The organism is Maribacter arcticus (genome assembly GCF_900167935.1).
Classification (GTDB): Bacteria; Bacteroidota; Bacteroidia; order Flavobacteriales; family Flavobacteriaceae; genus Maribacter; species Maribacter arcticus.
Genome location: NZ_FUYL01000002.1, coordinates 476,340 through 495,322 on the forward strand (window position 1 = coordinate 476,340; position 18,983 = coordinate 495,322).

The 18,983-nt window shown below is 35.6% G+C and carries 12 protein-coding genes; 10 read left to right on the forward strand and 2 right to left on the reverse strand.

Going from position 1 to position 18,983, the window contains the following annotated elements; translation table 11 throughout:
* The 8 genes from B5X55_RS04995 to B5X55_RS18960 all read left to right on the forward strand — a co-directional run bounded on the left by B5X55_RS04995 (position 1) and on the right by B5X55_RS18960 (position 12,377).
* A complete protein-coding gene (locus B5X55_RS04995) occupies positions 1–1,209 on the forward strand; it encodes a DNA methyltransferase (RefSeq protein WP_079511499.1) in 1,209 nt (402 codons plus the stop codon).
* 19 nt (positions 1,210–1,228) lie between these two features.
* The gene (gene pglX, locus B5X55_RS05000; RefSeq protein WP_079511500.1) at positions 1,229–3,856 is read left to right on the forward strand and encodes a BREX-1 system adenine-specific DNA-methyltransferase PglX; all 2,628 of its coding nucleotides are present in this window, start codon (positions 1,229–1,231) and stop codon (positions 3,854–3,856) included.
* A gap of 12 nt (positions 3,857–3,868) precedes the next feature.
* On the forward strand, positions 3,869–5,761 hold the full coding sequence (locus B5X55_RS05005) for a DUF262 domain-containing protein (protein ID WP_079511501.1): 1,893 nt from the start codon (positions 3,869–3,871) through the stop codon (positions 5,759–5,761).
* A gap of 197 nt (positions 5,762–5,958) precedes the next feature.
* On the forward strand, positions 5,959–6,315 hold the full coding sequence (locus B5X55_RS05010; protein WP_079511604.1) for a helix-turn-helix domain-containing protein: 357 nt from the start codon (positions 5,959–5,961) through the stop codon (positions 6,313–6,315).
* Positions 6,309–7,610, forward strand: coding sequence for a type II toxin-antitoxin system HipA family toxin (locus B5X55_RS05015; protein ID WP_079511502.1), 1,302 nt, complete (start codon positions 6,309–6,311; stop codon positions 7,608–7,610). The genes B5X55_RS05010 and B5X55_RS05015 overlap by 7 nt, the downstream gene beginning before the upstream one ends.
* Positions 7,529–10,174, forward strand: coding sequence for a BREX-1 system phosphatase PglZ type A (pglZ, locus tag B5X55_RS05020; protein WP_143814407.1), 2,646 nt, complete (start codon positions 7,529–7,531; stop codon positions 10,172–10,174). The genes B5X55_RS05015 and pglZ overlap by 82 nt, the downstream gene beginning before the upstream one ends.
* Before the next feature lie 2 nt (positions 10,175–10,176).
* Complete coding sequence (gene brxL / locus B5X55_RS05025; protein WP_079511504.1) at positions 10,177–12,189, forward strand: BREX system Lon protease-like protein BrxL; 2,013 nt, start codon at positions 10,177–10,179, stop codon at positions 12,187–12,189.
* 2 nt (positions 12,190–12,191) lie between these two features.
* Positions 12,192–12,377: a hypothetical protein gene (locus B5X55_RS18960; protein WP_079511505.1), complete on the forward strand. Its 186-nt coding sequence runs from the start codon at positions 12,192–12,194 to the stop codon at positions 12,375–12,377.
* A 210-nt stretch (positions 12,378–12,587) separates the two neighbouring features.
* Here the strand turns inward: B5X55_RS18960 and B5X55_RS05035 are convergent, their stop codons facing one another.
* Positions 12,588–15,203 (reverse strand): M14 family metallopeptidase, encoded by a 2,616-nt coding sequence (locus B5X55_RS05035; RefSeq protein WP_079511506.1) that lies wholly within the window; start codon positions 15,201–15,203, stop codon positions 12,588–12,590.
* A 328-nt stretch (positions 15,204–15,531) separates the two neighbouring features.
* On the opposite strand from B5X55_RS05035, the gene B5X55_RS05040 reads away from it, so the two are divergent.
* Positions 15,532–16,545 carry a 3-keto-disaccharide hydrolase gene (locus B5X55_RS05040; RefSeq protein ID WP_079511605.1) on the forward strand — a complete coding sequence of 338 codons (1,014 nt, stop codon included), beginning with the start codon at positions 15,532–15,534 and terminating at the stop codon, positions 16,543–16,545.
* Positions 16,546–16,680: 135 nt separating this feature from the next.
* On the opposite strand, the gene B5X55_RS05045 is transcribed toward B5X55_RS05040, so the two are convergent.
* Positions 16,681–17,574, reverse strand: a complete 894-nt coding sequence (locus B5X55_RS05045; protein WP_079511507.1) for an alpha/beta hydrolase — start codon at positions 17,572–17,574, stop codon at positions 16,681–16,683.
* A 136-nt stretch (positions 17,575–17,710) separates the two neighbouring features.
* On the opposite strand from B5X55_RS05045, the gene B5X55_RS05050 reads away from it, so the two are divergent.
* Complete coding sequence (locus tag B5X55_RS05050) at positions 17,711–18,982, forward strand: PQQ-dependent sugar dehydrogenase (protein ID WP_079511508.1); 1,272 nt, start codon at positions 17,711–17,713, stop codon at positions 18,980–18,982.
* Position 18,983: the final 1 nt, after the last annotated feature.

Genomic DNA, 18,983 nt, shown 5'->3' on the forward strand with positions numbered 1-18,983 from the left:
ATGAATACAAATTCTATTAAATCTTTTGCTAGAGAAGCACGCTTGTTATTGTTAGATGGCGTATTTCAACGTTTAAAATATTGGAGTTTTCAAGAAAATGGCACAAATATCGAAAACTTGAATACTATACAAGGGGGGTATATTTTTAGGGGGCAACCATTTACAGATGTCAATGTACCTACAAAATGGAATAAATTAAAGTTAAAACTTAAAAACAAACAAAGTTTTAAAGATGTTCGGGAAGAAGCATCTTACACATGGTTTAACCGTTTAATGGCCATTAAAATTCTAGAAACTAATGGATATATTTCAAAACAATTGGCATATACAGAAGGTTCTAGAACACCGTTAATTGTACAAAATGCCAAACGTGGCGAACATAACATTACCAATAATGCAGATAAAGAACTCTTAATAGAGTATTTAAAAGAAGATAAAGACGAAGAAGCTTTTGCATTACTCGTTACTAATTTATGCCATACCAATACCGTATTACACGATATTTTTGGTAGAATAGACGATTATACCGAAATCCTATTCCCGCAAAACAGCTTAAAAATAGATGGCTTATTAGATTTGATTAATAGCGATGCTATCAGCGAAACCGACTATAAAGAAGTAGAACTCATTGGCTGGTTGTACCAATTTTATATTTCCGATAAAAAAGATGAGGTTTTTAAAGGGTTTAAAAAGAATATAAAAGCCAGAGCTGAAGACATTCCAGCAGCAACCCAAATTTTTACACCCAAATGGATTGTAAAATACATGGTAGAAAATACCGTTGGTAAAATTTACTTAGACTACGAACCAGATTCCGATTTACGAGATCAAATGAAGTATCTCGTAGAAAATGAAAATGACAACGTCATTGCGAGTGCAACGAAGCAATCTCTCATAAAAGACCTAACCCAACTAACCCTAATTGATCCAGCAGCTGGTTCCGGGCACATTCTAGTTACCGGTTTCGACCTTTACATGAAAATGTACCGCGAAGCAGGTTACACCGCAAATCAAGCAGTACAAAACATACTACGTCATAATTTGTATGGTTTAGATATAGACGATCGTGCCATGCAACTTTCTCGTTTTGCAGTCTTATTAAAAGCGGCACAATACGACGCTTCTATTTTAGAAGATCCAATACTTCCACATATTTACAGTTTCCCAGAAGATACCTTGGGCAACCTATTACAGCAAAAGACAAAGTAGCTTTAGTGATTTATTAGGTATGCAGTTGGCAGAACCAGTAACTATAGAATGGGAAGAAACTAAAAAGAATAAATCCAAAACACATAAAATAACATACAAAAAAGGAGATATACTCAACGATGCTATTATAGACCGTTTACAATTACATGGTAACGAAGCCATTGCGGTAGATTTCTCGCAAGAGCTAGAACAATTTTGGGGAGACAAAGAAAAACCGTGGGATTACTGTGAGTTCTTTTATGGCATAAACTTGTTACGTCAAGGAAAAAATTTAGGTTCTGCTATAAAACTAAACATTAGTACAGAGGTTTATACACATATAAATGAAACCTACCACAACTGGCTTTTAAAAGAACAGACTGCACAACTCAATATTGAAGAAACCAGCATTTTTAATTTATTAAAACCCTTTTTAGAAGTCTTTTTAGTATTGGCAAAGCAATACAAGGCAGTAGTGGCAAACCCACCATACATGGGGCAAAAAAGTATGAATGCCGAGTTAAAGGCTTATGTAAACAAACACTATCCTGATACTAAAAGTGATTTAATGACCATTTTTATGGAGGTCATTCCAAATCTAACAGCAGATGATTCTAGGTTTGCATTAATAAATTTACCGTCTTGGTTATTTTTATCTTCTTTTGAAAAAATAAGAACAAGCTACATTTACCTTTTTACCTTTGATAGTTTACTGCACATGGGACGTGGTATATTTGGTATCGATTTTGGCTCTGTGGCATTTGCGATGAAAAAAACAGCAAGTAACAGTGCTATTGGTAGTTATTTTAGATTGCACGAGCGTAATTTTCAACATATTTTATATGAAGATATTGAAAAGCTCTTTCTATACAGTAATGGTAAAACAGATTACAAATATAATTTTAACCAATATAGAGGAGATAAAGGCATAACAAAAATACCAGAAGAAGGCACAACTATTGGACAAAAATTGTTTTATCCAAATATCACACAAACTAACTTTGCTAAAATACCCGGAAGCCCTATTGCATATTGGGTAAGTGAAAATTTAATTCAAAGTTTTAAAAACGAAAATTTGGGATCAATTTCAGATTCAAGTCCAGGTGTAAGAACTGGAAGAGATTCAATTTTTATAAAATATTGGCATGAAGTAGATTTTAATAATGTTAATACAAAAGCAAAGGATTCAAATGATATAAAACCCAGCTCGCAGCTTTGGTTTCCTATTACTCGAGGAGGTAATTTTAGAAAATGGTATGGAAACTTTGAACATATTATTTTAATTGGAGATAATGCTTCTAAAATTAAAAATGAATGTCACGATCACCGCCTTCGAGAATCAAATCACTATTTTAAAAATGGTATTACATGGACAATGATATCTTCTACACTTCCTTCCTTTAGATATGTTCCAGATGGTGTGCTATTTGGTAATGGTGGTCCAGTAGTTTTTACTGAAAATGATATTGTCAATACAGCATTTCTCAATTCTATTGTTGTGGGTAAATATTTAAAACTTTTGAATCCTACAATAAATTATACGAAGTCAGATATCGAAAAAATACCAGTTATTAAAAACCCTAGTTTAGAAACACTTGGAAAGATTAATATTGAAATATCAAAAAAAGACTGGGATTCCAAAGAAACTTCTTGGGATTTTAAACAATCACCTCTTGTAAGCGATGCAAATACCTTATCACAAGCCTACCAAAACTGGCAAGACAATGTTACCAAAGACTTTTTTCAACTGCATGCTAATGAAGAAGAACTCAACCGTATTTTTATAGATATTTATGGTTTACAAAACGAGCTTACACCAGAAGTAGCTTTAAAAAATATTACTATTTTACAAGAAGAATTGAATGGTAAAGACTTAGAATCTTTAGAGTTGACTTTTAGAGAAAAAGGTGCAGCAGCTGTTAATTTACCTATTGATAAAACTGAGATATTAAGCCAATTTATAAATTATGTTATGGGTGTTTTTATGGGACGTTACCGTTTAGATAAACCATGTCTTAGCATTGCACACCCAAACCCAACAGAGCAAGAATTAGCACCTTATACCGTTATTGCCAAGAATGAAGCCATCTCAAGAAAAGTAACAATAGACGATGATGGTATTGTACCTCTTATGGGAGAAGATTGCGCCTTTCCAGATGATGCTTTAACACGTACCAAAGATTTGCTCTTAACCATTTGGGGAGAAGACGCACTAACAGAAAACATCAACTTTTTACAAGACGCTTTAGGTATGGATCTGCACAAATGGCTCACAGAAAAATTCTGGGGCTACCATACCAGCATGTATAAAAAGAAACCTATTTATTGGTTGTTTAGTAGTAATGTAAAAAAACCACAACAAGCAGCTTTTAAAGTATTGGTGTATATGCACCGTATGGATAAATATACGGTACAACAAATACAACGTAACTATTTATATCCACACCAAGAATATATTAAAAACGAAATAAATAAGCTAACCCAAGACGAAGACAGCTTAAACAAAGAGCAACAAAAACAGTTAGAACTTTTACGTGATTGGGAGTTAGAATGTCGCGATTATAACGAGGTTTTAAAAACACTAGCCAACCAACAAATAGAAATAGATTTAGATGACGGTGTAACGGTAAACTATGCCAAATTTGAAGGAGCTGTTGCTAATATCTAACGAAAAGAATAAATGAGTTACCACAGCAAAACTATAAAACAAGCGGTTAAGGATATAGAGTCTGAAAAAACATTTTTACCTGCCATACAGCGTAAATTTGTATGGCCACGCCATAAAATAGAGTATTTGTTCGATTCTTTAATGCGCAACTTCCCTATTGGTTCTTTTTTGTTTTGGGAATTAAAATCGGAAAAAGCCTATGACTATGTGTTTTATAATTTCTTAAGAAAATATGACGAACGCAAACCTAATAACGAGCGTAAAACAGGTAGTTTTTTAAACCCAGAAATTATTGGAGTTTTAGATGGGCAACAACGTTTAAGCTCTATGTATTTAGGTTTACAAGGCACCCATAGAGAACGCTTAAAATACCATAGAAGTTTACAAGATTACGCATATCCAGAAACTGCTTTGTATTTAAACTTACTAACATTACCATATTATATTAATAATGAAGGTGATATTGATATTGAACGCGAAATAGATTTTGAGTTTAGGTTTTTAACACAAGAAGAAGCTAAACATATTAAAAGTAAAAATAATGAAGGCATTTGGAACAAAAGCTTTTGGTTTAAAGTAGGCGACGTATTACGTTGGAGTGACGACCCGGAAATAGACGAAATTTTCGAAGCGTTGAAATTAGCATGTGTTCATGAAAACCAAACCAATGCATTCAATAAAAAAAAGCGATTAATTAAAAAAGGATTACGCGATTTACACAAGCGCATTTGCGAAGAGGAATTGATTAATTACTTTAAAGTAACCAAAGATGATTTAGACGATATTTTAAAAATCTTTATTCGTGTAAATAGTGGTGGTACCATACTCTCTAAAACAGATTTATTGTTTTCTACCATTGTAGCGACTTGGGAAGATGGTCGTGATGAAATTGAAGCATTTTTAAAAGACTTAAACTCAAAAGGCGATGGCTTTTGGTTTAATAACGATTTTTTAATGCGTAGCTGCCTGGTCTTGTCAGATCTTCCTGTACTATTTAAAGTCAATTCGTTTAAATCTAAAAATGTACAATTAGTAAAAGATAATTGGGAAAATATTAAATCAGCATTAGAAAAAACAGTTAATCTTTTAGAGTCTTTTGGTTTTAGTGGTTCGGTATTAACGTCTCAAAACTCAGTAATTGTAATTGCTTATCATTTCATGAAAGGTGGCAACACTAGTGAAACATCCAAACAAGGGATTAAAAAGTATCTGTTACATGCCTTGTTAAAAAATGTCTATGGTGGTCAAGGAGATCAAGTAATTACTAGTTTTAGAAATGCCTTGAGAGAAGAGGTTGTAGATAAAGAAAACAAAGAGAGTTCAAAAGAAAAAACATACCAATTAAAACAAAGTACATTTCCGTTTGATGTGTTTTTAGACTTAAAATTACCGGCTAATAAAACTCTAAAAATTACAGAAGAAGATATTGAAGAGTTTTTAAATTATAGAAAAAGTGCGAATTCCTTTTTTGTGTTGGCTTTATTATATCCTCATTTAAGATTTAATCAAGTCCATTTTCATCAAGATCATATCCATCCGCATTCAAGGTTTAGTGATGCTAAACTAAGAGATGTGGGAATTCCGGAAGATAAATGGCAACATTGGCAATCTCTTAAGGACACCATTCCTAACCTACAATTAATGGAAGGCAGAGAAAATTCATCTAAAAACGCGACTCAATTTAAAGATTGGTTCGAAGGAAGTTTCGATGGGAATAAAAATGTAAATGATCCTGTAAAGTTTAGAGAAGATAATTTTATACCAAGTACTAGCCTGGAGTTTAGCAACTTTGAAACCTTTTATACAGAGCGGAAAGTTTTAATTACTTCGGAATTAATGAAGGTATTAAATTTAAAGAAAAAGCAAGAGCAAGAGCAAGAGATTAGTAATCTTAGTGAAAGCTAATAGTAAACACCTTTACCAATACTAATATTGGGAAATGACAGTAATAACATAATCAGTATAAATAACGTATGACTAGTCATACGTTATGATATATATTAGTTTACAATGAATGATTAGTCATACATAAATAGATTTTATAACAAACTATTTATACATTTGTATGAGTAATCATGCGTTATTGTCTAAAAATAAGTGTTATGAATGAGATATCGAACATTAATTGGGTTTCAATGTCAGATGAGGCATTAATAAAAACGATAGGAAATTTTATTAAACAACATCGATTGCAACAGAATAAGACACAAGGGGAGGTCGCTAATGCTGCCGGCATGAGCCGATCTACATTAAGTTTATTAGAACGAGGTGAAACAGTTACAATAAACACACTTATGCAAGCCTTACGAGTATTAGATCTTTTATATGTAATGAATGTATTTGAGATTTCTGAATCCATTAGCCCTTTAGCCTATGCTAAATTAAAAAAAGAACAACGCGAACGCGCTAGTAGTAAAACAAATAAAGCAACCAAAAAAGAAGAGGATTTAGGATGGTAGATGCAGCAGAAATAAAACTTTGGGGAGAAATGGTAGGTGCTGTACGTTGGGATGCACAAAACCAATTGGCAAGTTTTCAATACAGTCCAGCCTTTCTTAAAAAACAATGGGATATCTCGCCTATTAAAATGCCAATCGCAGAAGCATCGCGTATTTTTTCGTTCCCGGAACTGCGAAAAGGCAAAAATGAAAGTGTAGATACCTTTAAAGGATTGCCTGGTTTGTTAGCAGATGCATTACCAGATCGTTATGGAAACCAGTTAATTAATTTATGGTTAGCAAGAAATGGTCGTCCTGCAGATAGTATGAATCCAGTAGAACAACTCTGTTTTATAGGAACACGGTCTATGGGAGCTTTAGAATTTGAGCCTGCACAAATAGCACCACAAAATAGCTTTGATATTCAAATTAGTAGCTTGGTAGAAGCAGCACATAAAATACTATCCAAAAAAGAACAATTAGATACTAATTTAAACGATAATGAAGAAAAGGCGCTCATGGAAGTGCTAAAGGTAGGAACATCGGCTGGTGGAGCACGACCGAAAGCGGTAATTGCATATAATGAAAAAACAGGCGCTGTGAAATCTGGTCAAACCATAGTGCCAGAAGGTTTTGAACATTGGTTATTAAAATTAGATGGTGTAAGTGATGCACAATTTGGAGAAACACATGGTTGGGGACGTGTAGAATACGCCTATTATTTGATGGCTAAAGATGCTGGAATTACCATGATGGACTGTAAGTTATTAGAAGAAAACGGTAGAGCACATTTTATGACCAAACGTTTTGATCGCGATGGTAATATAAAACATCATATTCAAACCTGGTGTGGCATACAACATTACGATTATAACAATTTACAGGGCTATAGTTATGAGCAACTGTTTCAAACCATGCGTGTATTGCGTTTACCGTATCCCGAAGCAGAAGAAATGTTTAGACGTATGGTGTTTAATGTATTGGCAACAAACTATGACGATCATACAAAGAACTTTTCATTTCGATTAAAACAAGGCGAAAAATGGGAATTATCGCCTGCTTATGATGTGTGTTATTCCTACGATCCAAATAATATATGGGTAAGCCAACACACCTTAAGTATTAATGGGAAACATAAACAAATATCTCAAGCCGATTTGATGACCATTGCAAAAGCCAATAACATTAAAAAAGGAGAGACTATTATTAAAACTATTAGTAAAGTGGTTGCCAATTGGAAAAGTTATGCCAACAAAGCAAAAGTAAAGGCACAATTAACACAAACGATAGCGGAAACGCATGTAATAATGCATTAGAAAAAGCGATGATAGAGAAAATTAAAAACCTATTAAAACAACATAACCGCAACATCATCTTTTATTTTGATGCAGATGGATCGTTTAAAGAAGAGTTAAAAGAAATAGAAGATGCCGGAATTAAAGTGGTTGAGGTATCTAACAATTATTTTCAATTAAAGTACAAATTAGAATTTGTATGGACTAAAGAGTTGGTCCTTTTATATCATCCTTTTGCAAAACCATCACCTTCAAAAATTAACAAATACCCTTTTCTGGGTCTACTAATAGCCAATACAGAATTACGATTAGATGATGCTTCTGAGTTCTTATCAGATTATAAATTAAATGAGCTTCATTTACCACTAGTAAAACAATACATTAACATATTAAAGCTAAAGGGAAATCAGAAAAAATTGGCTAAAATTCTCGATCCAGATCGGTTTTCAGAAGACAATCTAAAACTAGGATTGATTTCTATTACTTTGAATTATCATTCAGTAACAGACAAAAATAGTTGCATGTCTAGGTTGTTAGAACTAGCCACCGATGAAAATAAATTAGATAAAACGCTAAGAAATTTAAAAGAATTAGAATTAGAAGAGGTCGTATTACTTTGGTTTAATAATTTGTTGGACACAAAGCATCATCAACTAAATCATGAAACACTAATAGAAATTGTAAATAAGTTAAAATATAATGTGTTAGTTGGTTTTATTGGTAAACCTGTAAGTGCCGATAGCTATTCAAAATTAAAATTAGAACGTACTGCCGATATCAATATATTACAATCCTTTTTTTACGATTGGCAATCTAGCCCCACTAGTAAAGAAGGTATACATGAAGTTTTCAATACGTTAGCAATAGCTATTAAAACATCAAACTTGTTAGAATGGTATGGTATAGAACAGGAATATGGATATTATTCCGAAGAGATGTTAGATGTTATTATAAATGGGTTGTACGATACTGTATTTACACAACCTATAGAAACTAAAGACAAAAGTATTAAATGGAAACGTTCTGAAATTCTGGAAGAGCGCTTAAAACTACAGGTTGTATTTGTTTACCACGTTACATCCTTGTTAGAAGTTCTAAATGCGTTTAAATCGTTTAAGTTTAATACGCCAGACGATTATATTAATATCTACAAAGATGAATTATATAAAGTTGACTTCCACTACAGAAAGGCTAGTCTAGCGTTTAATAGCGTTAGAGACAAATTGTTTGAGTTTGAAGACAAAGCCAAGCTTTTGTTTGATGAAATTAATGGGAAATATGATCGTTTTTTAATTGAATTAAATACGGAGTGGCAAAGAATATTACAGGAAAACAATTTTAATTTTCACAACATTAACGTTAATAAACAATTTGATTTCTATAAAAACTATTTGGAAGATTTCACTTCTAAAATAGTGGTCATAATTTCGGATGCCTTTAGATATGAATTGGGATACGAGTTGTATGATGAACTTATGGCCGACAGCAAGAATCTAGTGGAAATTGAACCTTATTTGGCTTCCTTACCTTCCTATACTAATTTGGGAATGTCTAATTTATTGCCGAATAAAGGTATAACTGTTGAAAAAGGTGATAAGGATTTAGTGTTTAAAATAGATGGTAAATCTACAATTAGTACAAACAGGGTTAAAATTTTACAGAATAGAGAACCTAAAAGTGCTTGTTTAGACTACTCACAAGCCATGAAATTAAGTCGAGATGAGGGTAGGGATTTTTTTAAAAATCATAGAGTGCTTTATATCTATCATGACTGGATGGATGCCATTGGAGATAAAAAAAGAACGGAGCACGAAACGTTTAATGCATCGACTAAAACCATAGAAGATATCAAAGACATGATCATGAAAATTTATGGTTGGAATGTGTATCATGTTTTAGTCACATCTGATCATGGATTTTTATACAATAATACAGAGCTAACCGAGTCGAGCAGAGAACAATTACCAAAATCTATAGGCTTTAATAGAGAGCACAGTCGTTTTGTAGTTGCTGATGATTTTGAATCGAAATTAGATGGTTATGGTCTAGAAATGAAAAACACCACTAATATTGATACAGACTTAAAAATTGCGATTCCACGCGCAATAAACCGGTATAGAAAACAAGGCAATATAGGAGTGCAATTTGTTCATGGTGGTGCCAGTTTACAAGAGTTATTGGTTCCTGTTGTTAAATTTTATAAGGATACAAAAAAAGAGAAAAGTGATTTGGTATCCTTTAATCGAATAGATCAAAACGATAGAATATCTTCTGGAAGTATTAAGATCACCTTATTACAAGATCAACCTGTAGATAATGAGTTAAAAAGTACTGAGGTATTATTTGGCCTATATTCTGAAAAAGGAGATTTATATTCAAAAGAAGTTGAGGTACAATTCAATTCTACGTCAGGCAACCCAAAAGAACGCATTTTCGAAATCATCTTGTCACTGAACACTTTAGGCTCTAATTCAAGTTTTTGTTATCTCAAAGCCTATCATAAAGAGGATAAATCAAGATTAAACCCATTGGGCATAAACGACTTGATTAAGGTGAATACATTAATGGAAAAAGATGAATTTTAATTATGGAATTAAAAGACAAAATTTTAAAGCACTTTGAAGGGAAGGTTGTTAGAAAAGATTTAACCGCATTAGTAAAAGGAAATAATCCAGTACCTGCCTATGTATTGGAGTATTTGTTAGGTCAACACTGTGCAATAGATGATGAAGAAATCATAAAAACAGGGGTTGAAACTGTTAGAAATATAATAAAGAACAATTATGTACACAGGTCTGACGCAGAACTTGTAAAGGCAAGAATAAGAAATTCTGGAAGCTATAAAATTATTGATAAAATAAATGTATCACTCAACGATACCCAAGCCAATATGTATGAGGCAGATTTTGCAAATTTAGGTATTCGTAAAGTCCCTATAGCAGATCAAATGGTGTTGGACAATCCTAAATTATTAAGTGGTGGTGGTGTCTGGTGCATTTTAACTGTAGGTTATTCCCACGCTGACGACATAAACATGAGATGGCTGGTAGTGGATTTAAAACCTATTCAGGTTGCAAATATTAATTTACAAGAATATATTAATCTAAGAAGTGAATTCACCACAGATGAGTGGTTAGATTTATTAATGCATAGCATTGGTTTAAATCCAGAATACTTTAACAAAAGAGATAAATTTATACAGTTGTCTAGATTAATTCCTCATGTTGAAAATAACTACAATTATATAGAACTAGGACCTAAAGGAACAGGGAAATCACATGTGTTTTCAGAACTTTCACCTCATGGTGTTTTAGTTTCTGGAGGTGACGTCTCTAAAGCTAGGTTATTTGTCAATAACACGGGTAAAGGAGCTATAGGTTTAGTAGGTTATTGGGACGTAGTAGCGTTAGATGAGTTTGAGCAGGAGAAAGGCGGCAAACGTACTGATGGAGATTTGGTTAAGATTATGCAGAACTATATGGCCAACCAAAGTTTCAACAGGGGTAAAGAAACCTATCAAGCAACAGCTTCAATGGCATTTGTAGGTAATACAAAACACAATGTGCCTTATATGCTGAAGAATTCACACTTATTCGAATCCATACCTGAAGGATATATAAAAGGTGCATTTTTAGATCGCATGCATATGTACGTTCCTGGTTGGGAGGTAAGTATTTTGAAAAGTGCTGTATTCTCAACTGAATACGGTTTTATCGTAGATTATTTGGCGGAGATTCTTAGAGAGTTAAGAAAGTCTGACTTTTCAACTTTGTTGGATGATACCATAAGATTAGACGGGTCATTAACCACTAGAGATAAAACTGCTATTAGAAAATCGTTTTCCGGATTGGTAAAATTGATTTACCCACATCAAGATTTAACAGAAAAAGAAGTTTTAGAATTATTAGATTTTAGCATTGAAGGCCGAAAGCGCGTTAAAGATCAATTATATATTATTGATGAAACCTTTAGGTCTGACCCTGTAGAATTTAAATATACTATTCTCTCTTCAGGTAAAGAGGTGTTTCCAGAAACCTTGGAAAACTTAAATTACAGAGCAGAAGTTGAAGTTCGAGAAGAATTAAATGAAGATAATTCTGAAGCCAGAATTGAGAAACCAAGACTTAACTTAGAACCTCATGAAGTAGAAATAAAAGATAACCAAACAGGTATCTCTTTTAAAAAACTCTTCGGTAATTATTTAAAAGGAGCAAACAATATTACAATACAAGACCCTTATATAAGAATGTATTATCAGTTCAACAATCTTCTTGAATTCTGTGTAATGCTTGGAAATAACAAAGAGCCAGATCAAGAAATAAACTTAGAGGTTGTTACTTGGAATCATGAAGAATATATGAGTGATTCAATTGGTTTCTTTGAAGAATTAGTGCTTTCTGTTCAAGGACTGGGAATTAATCTAACTTATAAAATGGAACAACACCATGACCGATTTATAGCTTCAGATAATGGTTGGAAGATTAATTTAGGTAGAGGTTTGGATATATTCGAAAAAATTGAAGGAAGATTTAACGTTGCCGAATTAGACCAAAATAGAAGAAAATGTAAGGAGTGTCATATAACTTACTTGAAAATTTAACGATGGAAAAAGCATTAGTGATTGGGGCTATTGTTGGCGAATTTAAATGTGAAAGTTTCAAAGATCCTGGAACAGGCAGAATTCGTGTACGCCCTTTAGGCAATCAAAGCTTGCCAACTAAAATTGTTATTGAATGTAGTAGCTCCGAACGGAAGGCTCATCCTGTTGGTACCAAATTCAGAATTTGAAATGTAAAGGTATGTAAAAAATCTGCCGGTCGAATACTTGAGAGCTAAAGACCAAATGATTTATAAGATATAATGAGAAAACGTGTGCGCTTACATTGCACACATAAGAGTAATATTTGCAAAGTTCTTTGAAAGCCCAAGCCAAAATTATTGACAACAAAAAACCCTTCAATTTCTTGAAGGGTTTTATTTGTAACACGGGTTCAAATTTTAATCCGAAGCCCCCTCATATATCGTATTGAATATAAGCTTATATGTGCCACGAGGTTGTGCTCTAAACTGCGGCCGAAATGCAAATAACACTACGGCGCCTTTACCATACTTTGCTTTTACCATGGCTGGTTTTTTAGCAATGTATTTTTTCTCACCCATAGCCCAACCGCTCATGAGCAAGTCTTTTTCGGCGTAATTGGCAATCACCTCAATTTCTGGTGCAGGAGCATCTTTAATATCTTCTGTACCCCCTTCTCCTTTTTTCTCTTGTTTTTCAATCTCAAACGCGCGGCTTTTATTGAACGATACTGCTACCGTATCTTGCATACCAAATGCCAACGGGTGCGTCGTATCGAAGCCTGTTTTAATTAAGGATCCCGGGATAAAAAACTGTTTGTTATCGGTACCTGCGGTAGCATCTTTAATCGGTAACCCGAATTGTTCAATCACGTAATTACTAGCCTCATCAAAAGCCATTAGCGTACCGCCATTCTTTACATAGTTACTTAAGGCTACAGAACCTTCAAGGCCTAATCCTCCTGTAAATTTTTCTGGCATTTCTAAAGTAGAATTTCCGTGTAAAAGTGATTTCACGCGTTGCGAAGGCAGTATCAACACATCGTATTGAGACAAGTCTGCCGTTTGAATATCTTTATCATGTAAGGTATCGGTTTCAAAGGCATATTCATCCATGATAAAACGTGTCCACCCTTCATCCATATTCGATACCCAAGACTTGTACAGCCCCACTTTAGGAAGGTGAATTTTAGTCATTTCAATTTTTGGTTCTGCAGATAACCCTGTAACCTCAAGACCATATTCGCTAGCCAATGCATCGATAGACGCACTACCCCCAGAAACGATATACGATCCTGCAGGAATGGTTGTTTTACCCGATTTAAAAGCCGCTTTGGTTTTGTACGCTGTACCACCTGCCTTTAATATTTTGTTGGTGGCAATAACCGAGGCATTCGTGTTGGCGCTCAACGCATAGCCAAAAGAAGCTTTGCCCTTTACTTCGCCCTCATAATACTTCGCTACATCAGCTACTTTCTCGGTAGCAATTTCCATAGGTGCTGCAATTTTATCTACGGCAACGCCCATTTGAAATGGTAAGGTCCATCCCGCTAAATCATAAGGGGTATCCGGTGGTCCACCAGGATATTGAAAACGGGTCGGGTAATTTTGTTTTTCCAGCAAATCCATCAAATACGGCCGAAATGCTTGTCCCGCATAAATAACATACGAACCTGCTTCATATTTCTTATCATTGGCCTCAAAGCTCTTCGTGGCCTTTTCAATTTCTATGCCGCCTTTAAGCAACACGTTTACAAGGTTTACAGACTCAAAAGCATCCCATTGGTCCTTGCCAATTACATAGGCATACGGACCTTCTGTTTTCGACTTTTCAATGGCCGAAGCGCCCATTTTATAAATGTTATGTAGGTAGTTGCTCTTACGGTCTGCAGCCAAGTCTAAGGTTGCCCAAGTTGCGGTCAACATATAATCTACGGCATCACGAAAATGCGATTCGCCACCTTTCCAAGGGTCTGGGTACATAATATCGGTACCGTCTGTCGGTGTATCACCAGCTACTGTTTTCGGTAGTTTCTCTGGGTCGTAAAATCGAGGTGTTGGGGTTGTGTGCCCCGTTTCGGTCAAAATACCAATCATATTATGGTAATACGGTACGGTACGGCCTCCGCCATTCCAAAACATGGTATAGAAATTATCAGCGATTGCCCCTGGCATATTCTCTAATGAAAATCGTTTTGTCATGGCTGAACCTACTTCACTCACTGCAGCCGTAATAGCAGGGTGAATTTTAGGGTTCACAGGATCCGCATACGGCGGTAATGAAATTTTTGTCCATGAAGGTGACGATTGGTGGTGGTTATACACAATCTGTGGATACCATTCGTTGTACAAAATCTTAGTCACATTATAGGTCTCTGGCATGGTATTCATAAACCAGTCTCTATTGTTATCATGGCCCATGTAATAATGATATAAAATTGGCGGCCGTGAAGTTTCATAGGCCGTACCCATATTCTTTCGATACCAATCAACAACAATATCTAACCCATCAGGATTCATTACCGGCATTAATATGGTGATGACATTTTCCCTAATTTTTTTCATTTCGGTCGTCTCCGACGTTGCCAAGGTATAGGCCAGTTCAGAGGTCATTTGACCATGTGCCAATTCGGTAGAGTGCATACCGCCATCTACCCAAACGATTGCTTTGCCTTCTTCTGAAAGTTTTAAAGCTTCGTCTTCAGTAACCTGTACGCGTGCCAATTTGGTGCTGATGTCTTTCCACTTATCGAGTTGCGTAAGGTTTTGCTCACTTGAAATGAATAAGATGTACATTTTTCTACCTAAGACCGTAGTGCCTATTTCAACTTTTTTAACCCTGTTAGAAGCATCATCTAGTTTACTTAAATAGTCTTCTATTTGAGTATAATCGGCCAGTTTGTAGTCTGCACCGACCTTGAAACCATACACATCTTCTGGGGAAGGAACATTTTGAGCCATAATCATTGGTATACATGACATGGCTAGTGCAATAGTCAGTACTACGACTTTGCGCCTAGAGTTTTTTAAAATCATTTTTGAATTGGTTTGTTTGAATCAGAAATTTAAGAATTTGTAGGGTAGAAACTGACTCCTAAGGAAAAGAAAATGTTAAAGGAAATGTTAATTTCTGAATTCGTAATCTAAGAGGGTTGAAATTGTTGCTATAACGGGTTGCGCTTCATGAAAAACCTATTTTTTTTGAAAGGTGATGCGCTGTGGAAGTTGTTACGTTTTTTGCTCCTCAACACGAACATGTTTCAACTTTGCCAATTAGGTTTTCCGTACTAAATAAAACCTTACTTTTATAAGAGGTACCTTGAAATGGTATCACCAAACCACCATCATAAAACAAATCGAGACCATGAAAAAATTAGTACTTGCCCTTATTACCGTTATAATTACGAATCCCCTATTTGCCAACACACCCTGTGAATCATACCCCGAACTAGAAAACAGTTTTATCGGTACATGGGGCATTGATATTGTAGGTGGTGGCGTTGGTTGGCTTAAAGTGCATGAGCAACAAGGCGTTTTAGACGGAGAGCTGTTATGGATCGGGGGTAGTGTACTACCTGTTTCCGATATGTACTTGGTAGATGAAAATACCTTGGTAGTAACCCGTACTTCTGAACAAGAGCTGAAAGGTACAGACCGTAAACATATTAAAACCTGGACCCTACGCATTACCAAAATGAACGATGACATTGCTGGGACCATGACGGGACCATCTTGGGGAGGAAATGGAGAACAACTCAATTATTTCACGGGAAAACGGATGCCTGCACCAGGTGCTGCGCCAGACTTAAGTACCCTTAAGTTTGGCAAGCCCATAAAACTTTTTAATGGAAAGGATATGGCTGGCTGGAGATCTATTGATCCTAACATGGCTAATGGCTTTAAGGTAGTAAACGGCACCATGCAGAATGATCCTGTACAACCCGAAAATGGCGAGCATATCAGTTATGGCAACCTACGTACCGAGCAAGAATTTGGTGATTTTAACCTAAAACTAGAGGTTAATGTGCCCAAAGGAAATAACAGCGGTGTATACCTTAGAGGATTATATGAAATACAAGTGGTAGACTCTTATGGTTTAGAACTTGATAGCCACAATATGGGTGCTGTCTATAGCCGCGTTACCCCAAGTGAAAATGCAGAAAAGCCCGGTGGTGAATGGCAAACGATGGATATTACTTTGGTAAACCGCCATATCACGGTCATCTTAAACGGGAAAAAGATTGTTGATAATGCCCCTGCGGAAGGACCAACTGGTGGAGCAATCAGTTCTGATGTTTTTGCACCAGGTCCAATTTATTTGCAAGGGGATCACGGTACTGTTGCCTATAGAAATATAGTGTTGACTCCGATATTATAATCTTAATTTCAAAATACGACAAGACCACTTTATTAAAGTATACAGTATCTCTAAAAGTCAATGCCATTCATTTTTCTTAGCTAGAGCATTTTTCACATCAAGAATGAATAGCACCATGGCTTTGCTAGATCTAACTTAAAACTGACTATTCTTTAGCCAGTTCACGAACAATGCTACCCATTGATCAGTACCATCAGTGGGTTTGCCCACTCCAAAGCCATGACCACCTCTGGGAAAAATATGTGTTTCATATAAAACTTGATGCTCCCTTAATTTTTGGGCATACAGCGTGGTCTCTTCAAGGTTACAGGAATCGTCATCGATTGCATGTACTAAAAAAGCTTGAGGTGTCTCTTCATTAACAAGGTCTAGCAATGTATTCTGAACAATTTCCACTTCAGTAAGTTTTCTGTGATACAAATTGCTTTCCAACCAGCCTTTATTACCCTCAGTTAAATTGGTCACCCCATAAATTAAGCCTGTAAAATCTGGATGCTCATTCTCGTTTTCACTTTTCCAAAGCCCAAGAACTGTTGCTAAATGGCCTCCAGCAGAAAAACCAATAACCCCTATTTCATTCGTGTTTATCCCATATGCTTCCGCCTTTTCATGCATCATTTTAAGTGCTTTACGACCATCTGTCAATGGTACCAAGTGAGGTTCATTAGAAGATTTTAAATTGGGAATTCTATATTTCAAAACAGCAGCCGTAATTCCATTTTTTGAAAGCAGGGCTGCCAATTCATATCCTTCATGGTACATGGCTACCAATTCATATCCCCCACCAGGTATAATGACCACCGCCTTACCCGTATTTTGTCCTTCAGCTTTGTAGATCGTCAACGTTGGTTCTGTAATGTTACCAACGGCCGTTGTTCCCCATGCCTCTTTCTCAAACTCTTTAAGGTCATTCTCCTTATAAAAAGGTTTTTTTTCGTCTTCCCAGAGTTTAAATTCCTCTTGGGCATTTCCTATATTAGTAATCAGAAAAAATAAAAGAAGATGAATTACTTTGGCTTTCGTTTTCATACTATAAAAGTATTTAAAATTAAATAACAATGTATGGATCAATACTTTAACTTCACAGGACTATTTTGAGTTTTTGCAGTAAAAGTGCCTTTCAAATAGTAACGTTTAAAACGTACCGATTTTTTAAAACCAACCAATGAAACTAATACGCAGTATCAAGAACCTATGTTTAGTAGGAGCCGCCATTACTTTTACCTCTTTTTTCGTGGGATGTAAAAGCGAAACGAAACCAGCTGTAAAAACAGTGAACAATGAAACCATCTTAAAAGCCCAAGACGGATTTTCAGTAGAAGAAATTGCTAAAGATTTAGGGGCTGTTCGGCATCTAACGATTTCAAAAAATGGTGATATCTATGCCAATAGGTCCGTACTGAAAGATGGTAAAGCTATTGTCTTGCTTAAAGACACGGATAAAGACGGCACCATAGATGAACAACAGTACTTTGCCGATGTGCCTGGTACCGGAATTCTTGCAAAAGACAATTACCTGTATGCGTCTTCAAATACCGGAGTGTTTCGCTATAAACTGAATGATGCCCATGAAGTTATAGATACCAATACCCCAGAAAAAATAGTAGACGGATTAATAGATATGGGTGCAGACAATGCCAAACCCTTTGCCATTGATAATAATGATAACCTATACGTAACTATTGGCTCTTGGAACGATGCCTGTAGAGATAACGACGCGGGTGCCGGAATGATGCCGTGCGCCATTTTAGATTCTGCTGGCGGAATCTGGAAGTTTAAGGCCGATGAACTGAATCAGTCCTTTGCAGATGGATCACGATATGTAACCGGAATTAAAAATGCGGTTGGCATCACCTGGAATTTTAAAACGAACTCTTTGTTTGCGACCGATCATGGCCGTGGCGGACTTCATAATTTTTACCCAGAGCTCTATACCCAAAAACAAGACGGTGAATTACCTGCGGAAACCTTATACGAACTAAAGGAGGGTGATAATACTGGATGGCCTAAAACATATTACGACCCCATTAAAAATAAGCGTATGCTAGCTCCTGAGTATGGTGGAGATGGTGAGCAAACCAGTGAAGAAGGTTTTATTAATCCGCTTGTGGCATTTCCAGCGCATTTAGGTCCAAATGACTTACTTTTCTATACGGGCGATATGTTCCCAGAAAAATATAAAGATGGTGCTTTTATCGCTTTTCACAATCAATCTTCTGAGCTTAAAAAGGGCTTTTTTGTAGCCTTTGTTCCTTTTAAAAATGGGAAGCCAAGCGGAGATTGGGAAATCTTTCTAGATAATTTTGCCGGTTTCGATTTGGCAAATCCAACGGATGCCACATTACAACACCGCCCATGCGGATTAGCTCAAGGGCCAGATGGCGCCTTATATGTCTGTGATGATTTTGGCGGTAGTATTTTTAAAATAACGTATTAAC

Excerpts from the sequence above, each read along its gene's own strand:
- B5X55_RS18960 (WP_079511505.1), top strand. The coding sequence starts at position 12,192 with ATGGAAAAAGCATTAGTGATTGGGGCTATTGTTGGCGAATTTAAATGT.
- B5X55_RS05005 (WP_079511501.1), top strand. The coding sequence starts at position 3,869 with ATGAGTTACCACAGCAAAACTATAAAACAAGCGGTTAAGGATATAGAG.
- B5X55_RS05040 (WP_079511605.1), top strand. The coding sequence starts at position 15,532 with ATGAAAAAATTAGTACTTGCCCTTATTACCGTTATAATTACGAATCCC.
- brxL (WP_079511504.1), top strand. The coding sequence starts at position 10,177 with ATGGAATTAAAAGACAAAATTTTAAAGCACTTTGAAGGGAAGGTTGTT.
- pglX (WP_079511500.1), top strand. The coding sequence starts at position 1,229 with ATGCAGTTGGCAGAACCAGTAACTATAGAATGGGAAGAAACTAAAAAG.
- B5X55_RS05010 (WP_079511604.1), top strand. The coding sequence starts at position 5,959 with ATGAATGAGATATCGAACATTAATTGGGTTTCAATGTCAGATGAGGCA.
- B5X55_RS05045 (WP_079511507.1), bottom strand. The coding sequence starts at position 17,574 with ATGAAAACGAAAGCCAAAGTAATTCATCTTCTTTTATTTTTTCTGATT.
- B5X55_RS05035 (WP_079511506.1), bottom strand. The coding sequence starts at position 15,203 with ATGATTTTAAAAAACTCTAGGCGCAAAGTCGTAGTACTGACTATTGCA.
- B5X55_RS04995 (WP_079511499.1), top strand. The coding sequence starts at position 1 with ATGAATACAAATTCTATTAAATCTTTTGCTAGAGAAGCACGCTTGTTA.
- B5X55_RS05015 (WP_079511502.1), top strand. The coding sequence starts at position 6,309 with ATGGTAGATGCAGCAGAAATAAAACTTTGGGGAGAAATGGTAGGTGCT.
- B5X55_RS05050 (WP_079511508.1), top strand. The coding sequence starts at position 17,711 with ATGAAACTAATACGCAGTATCAAGAACCTATGTTTAGTAGGAGCCGCC.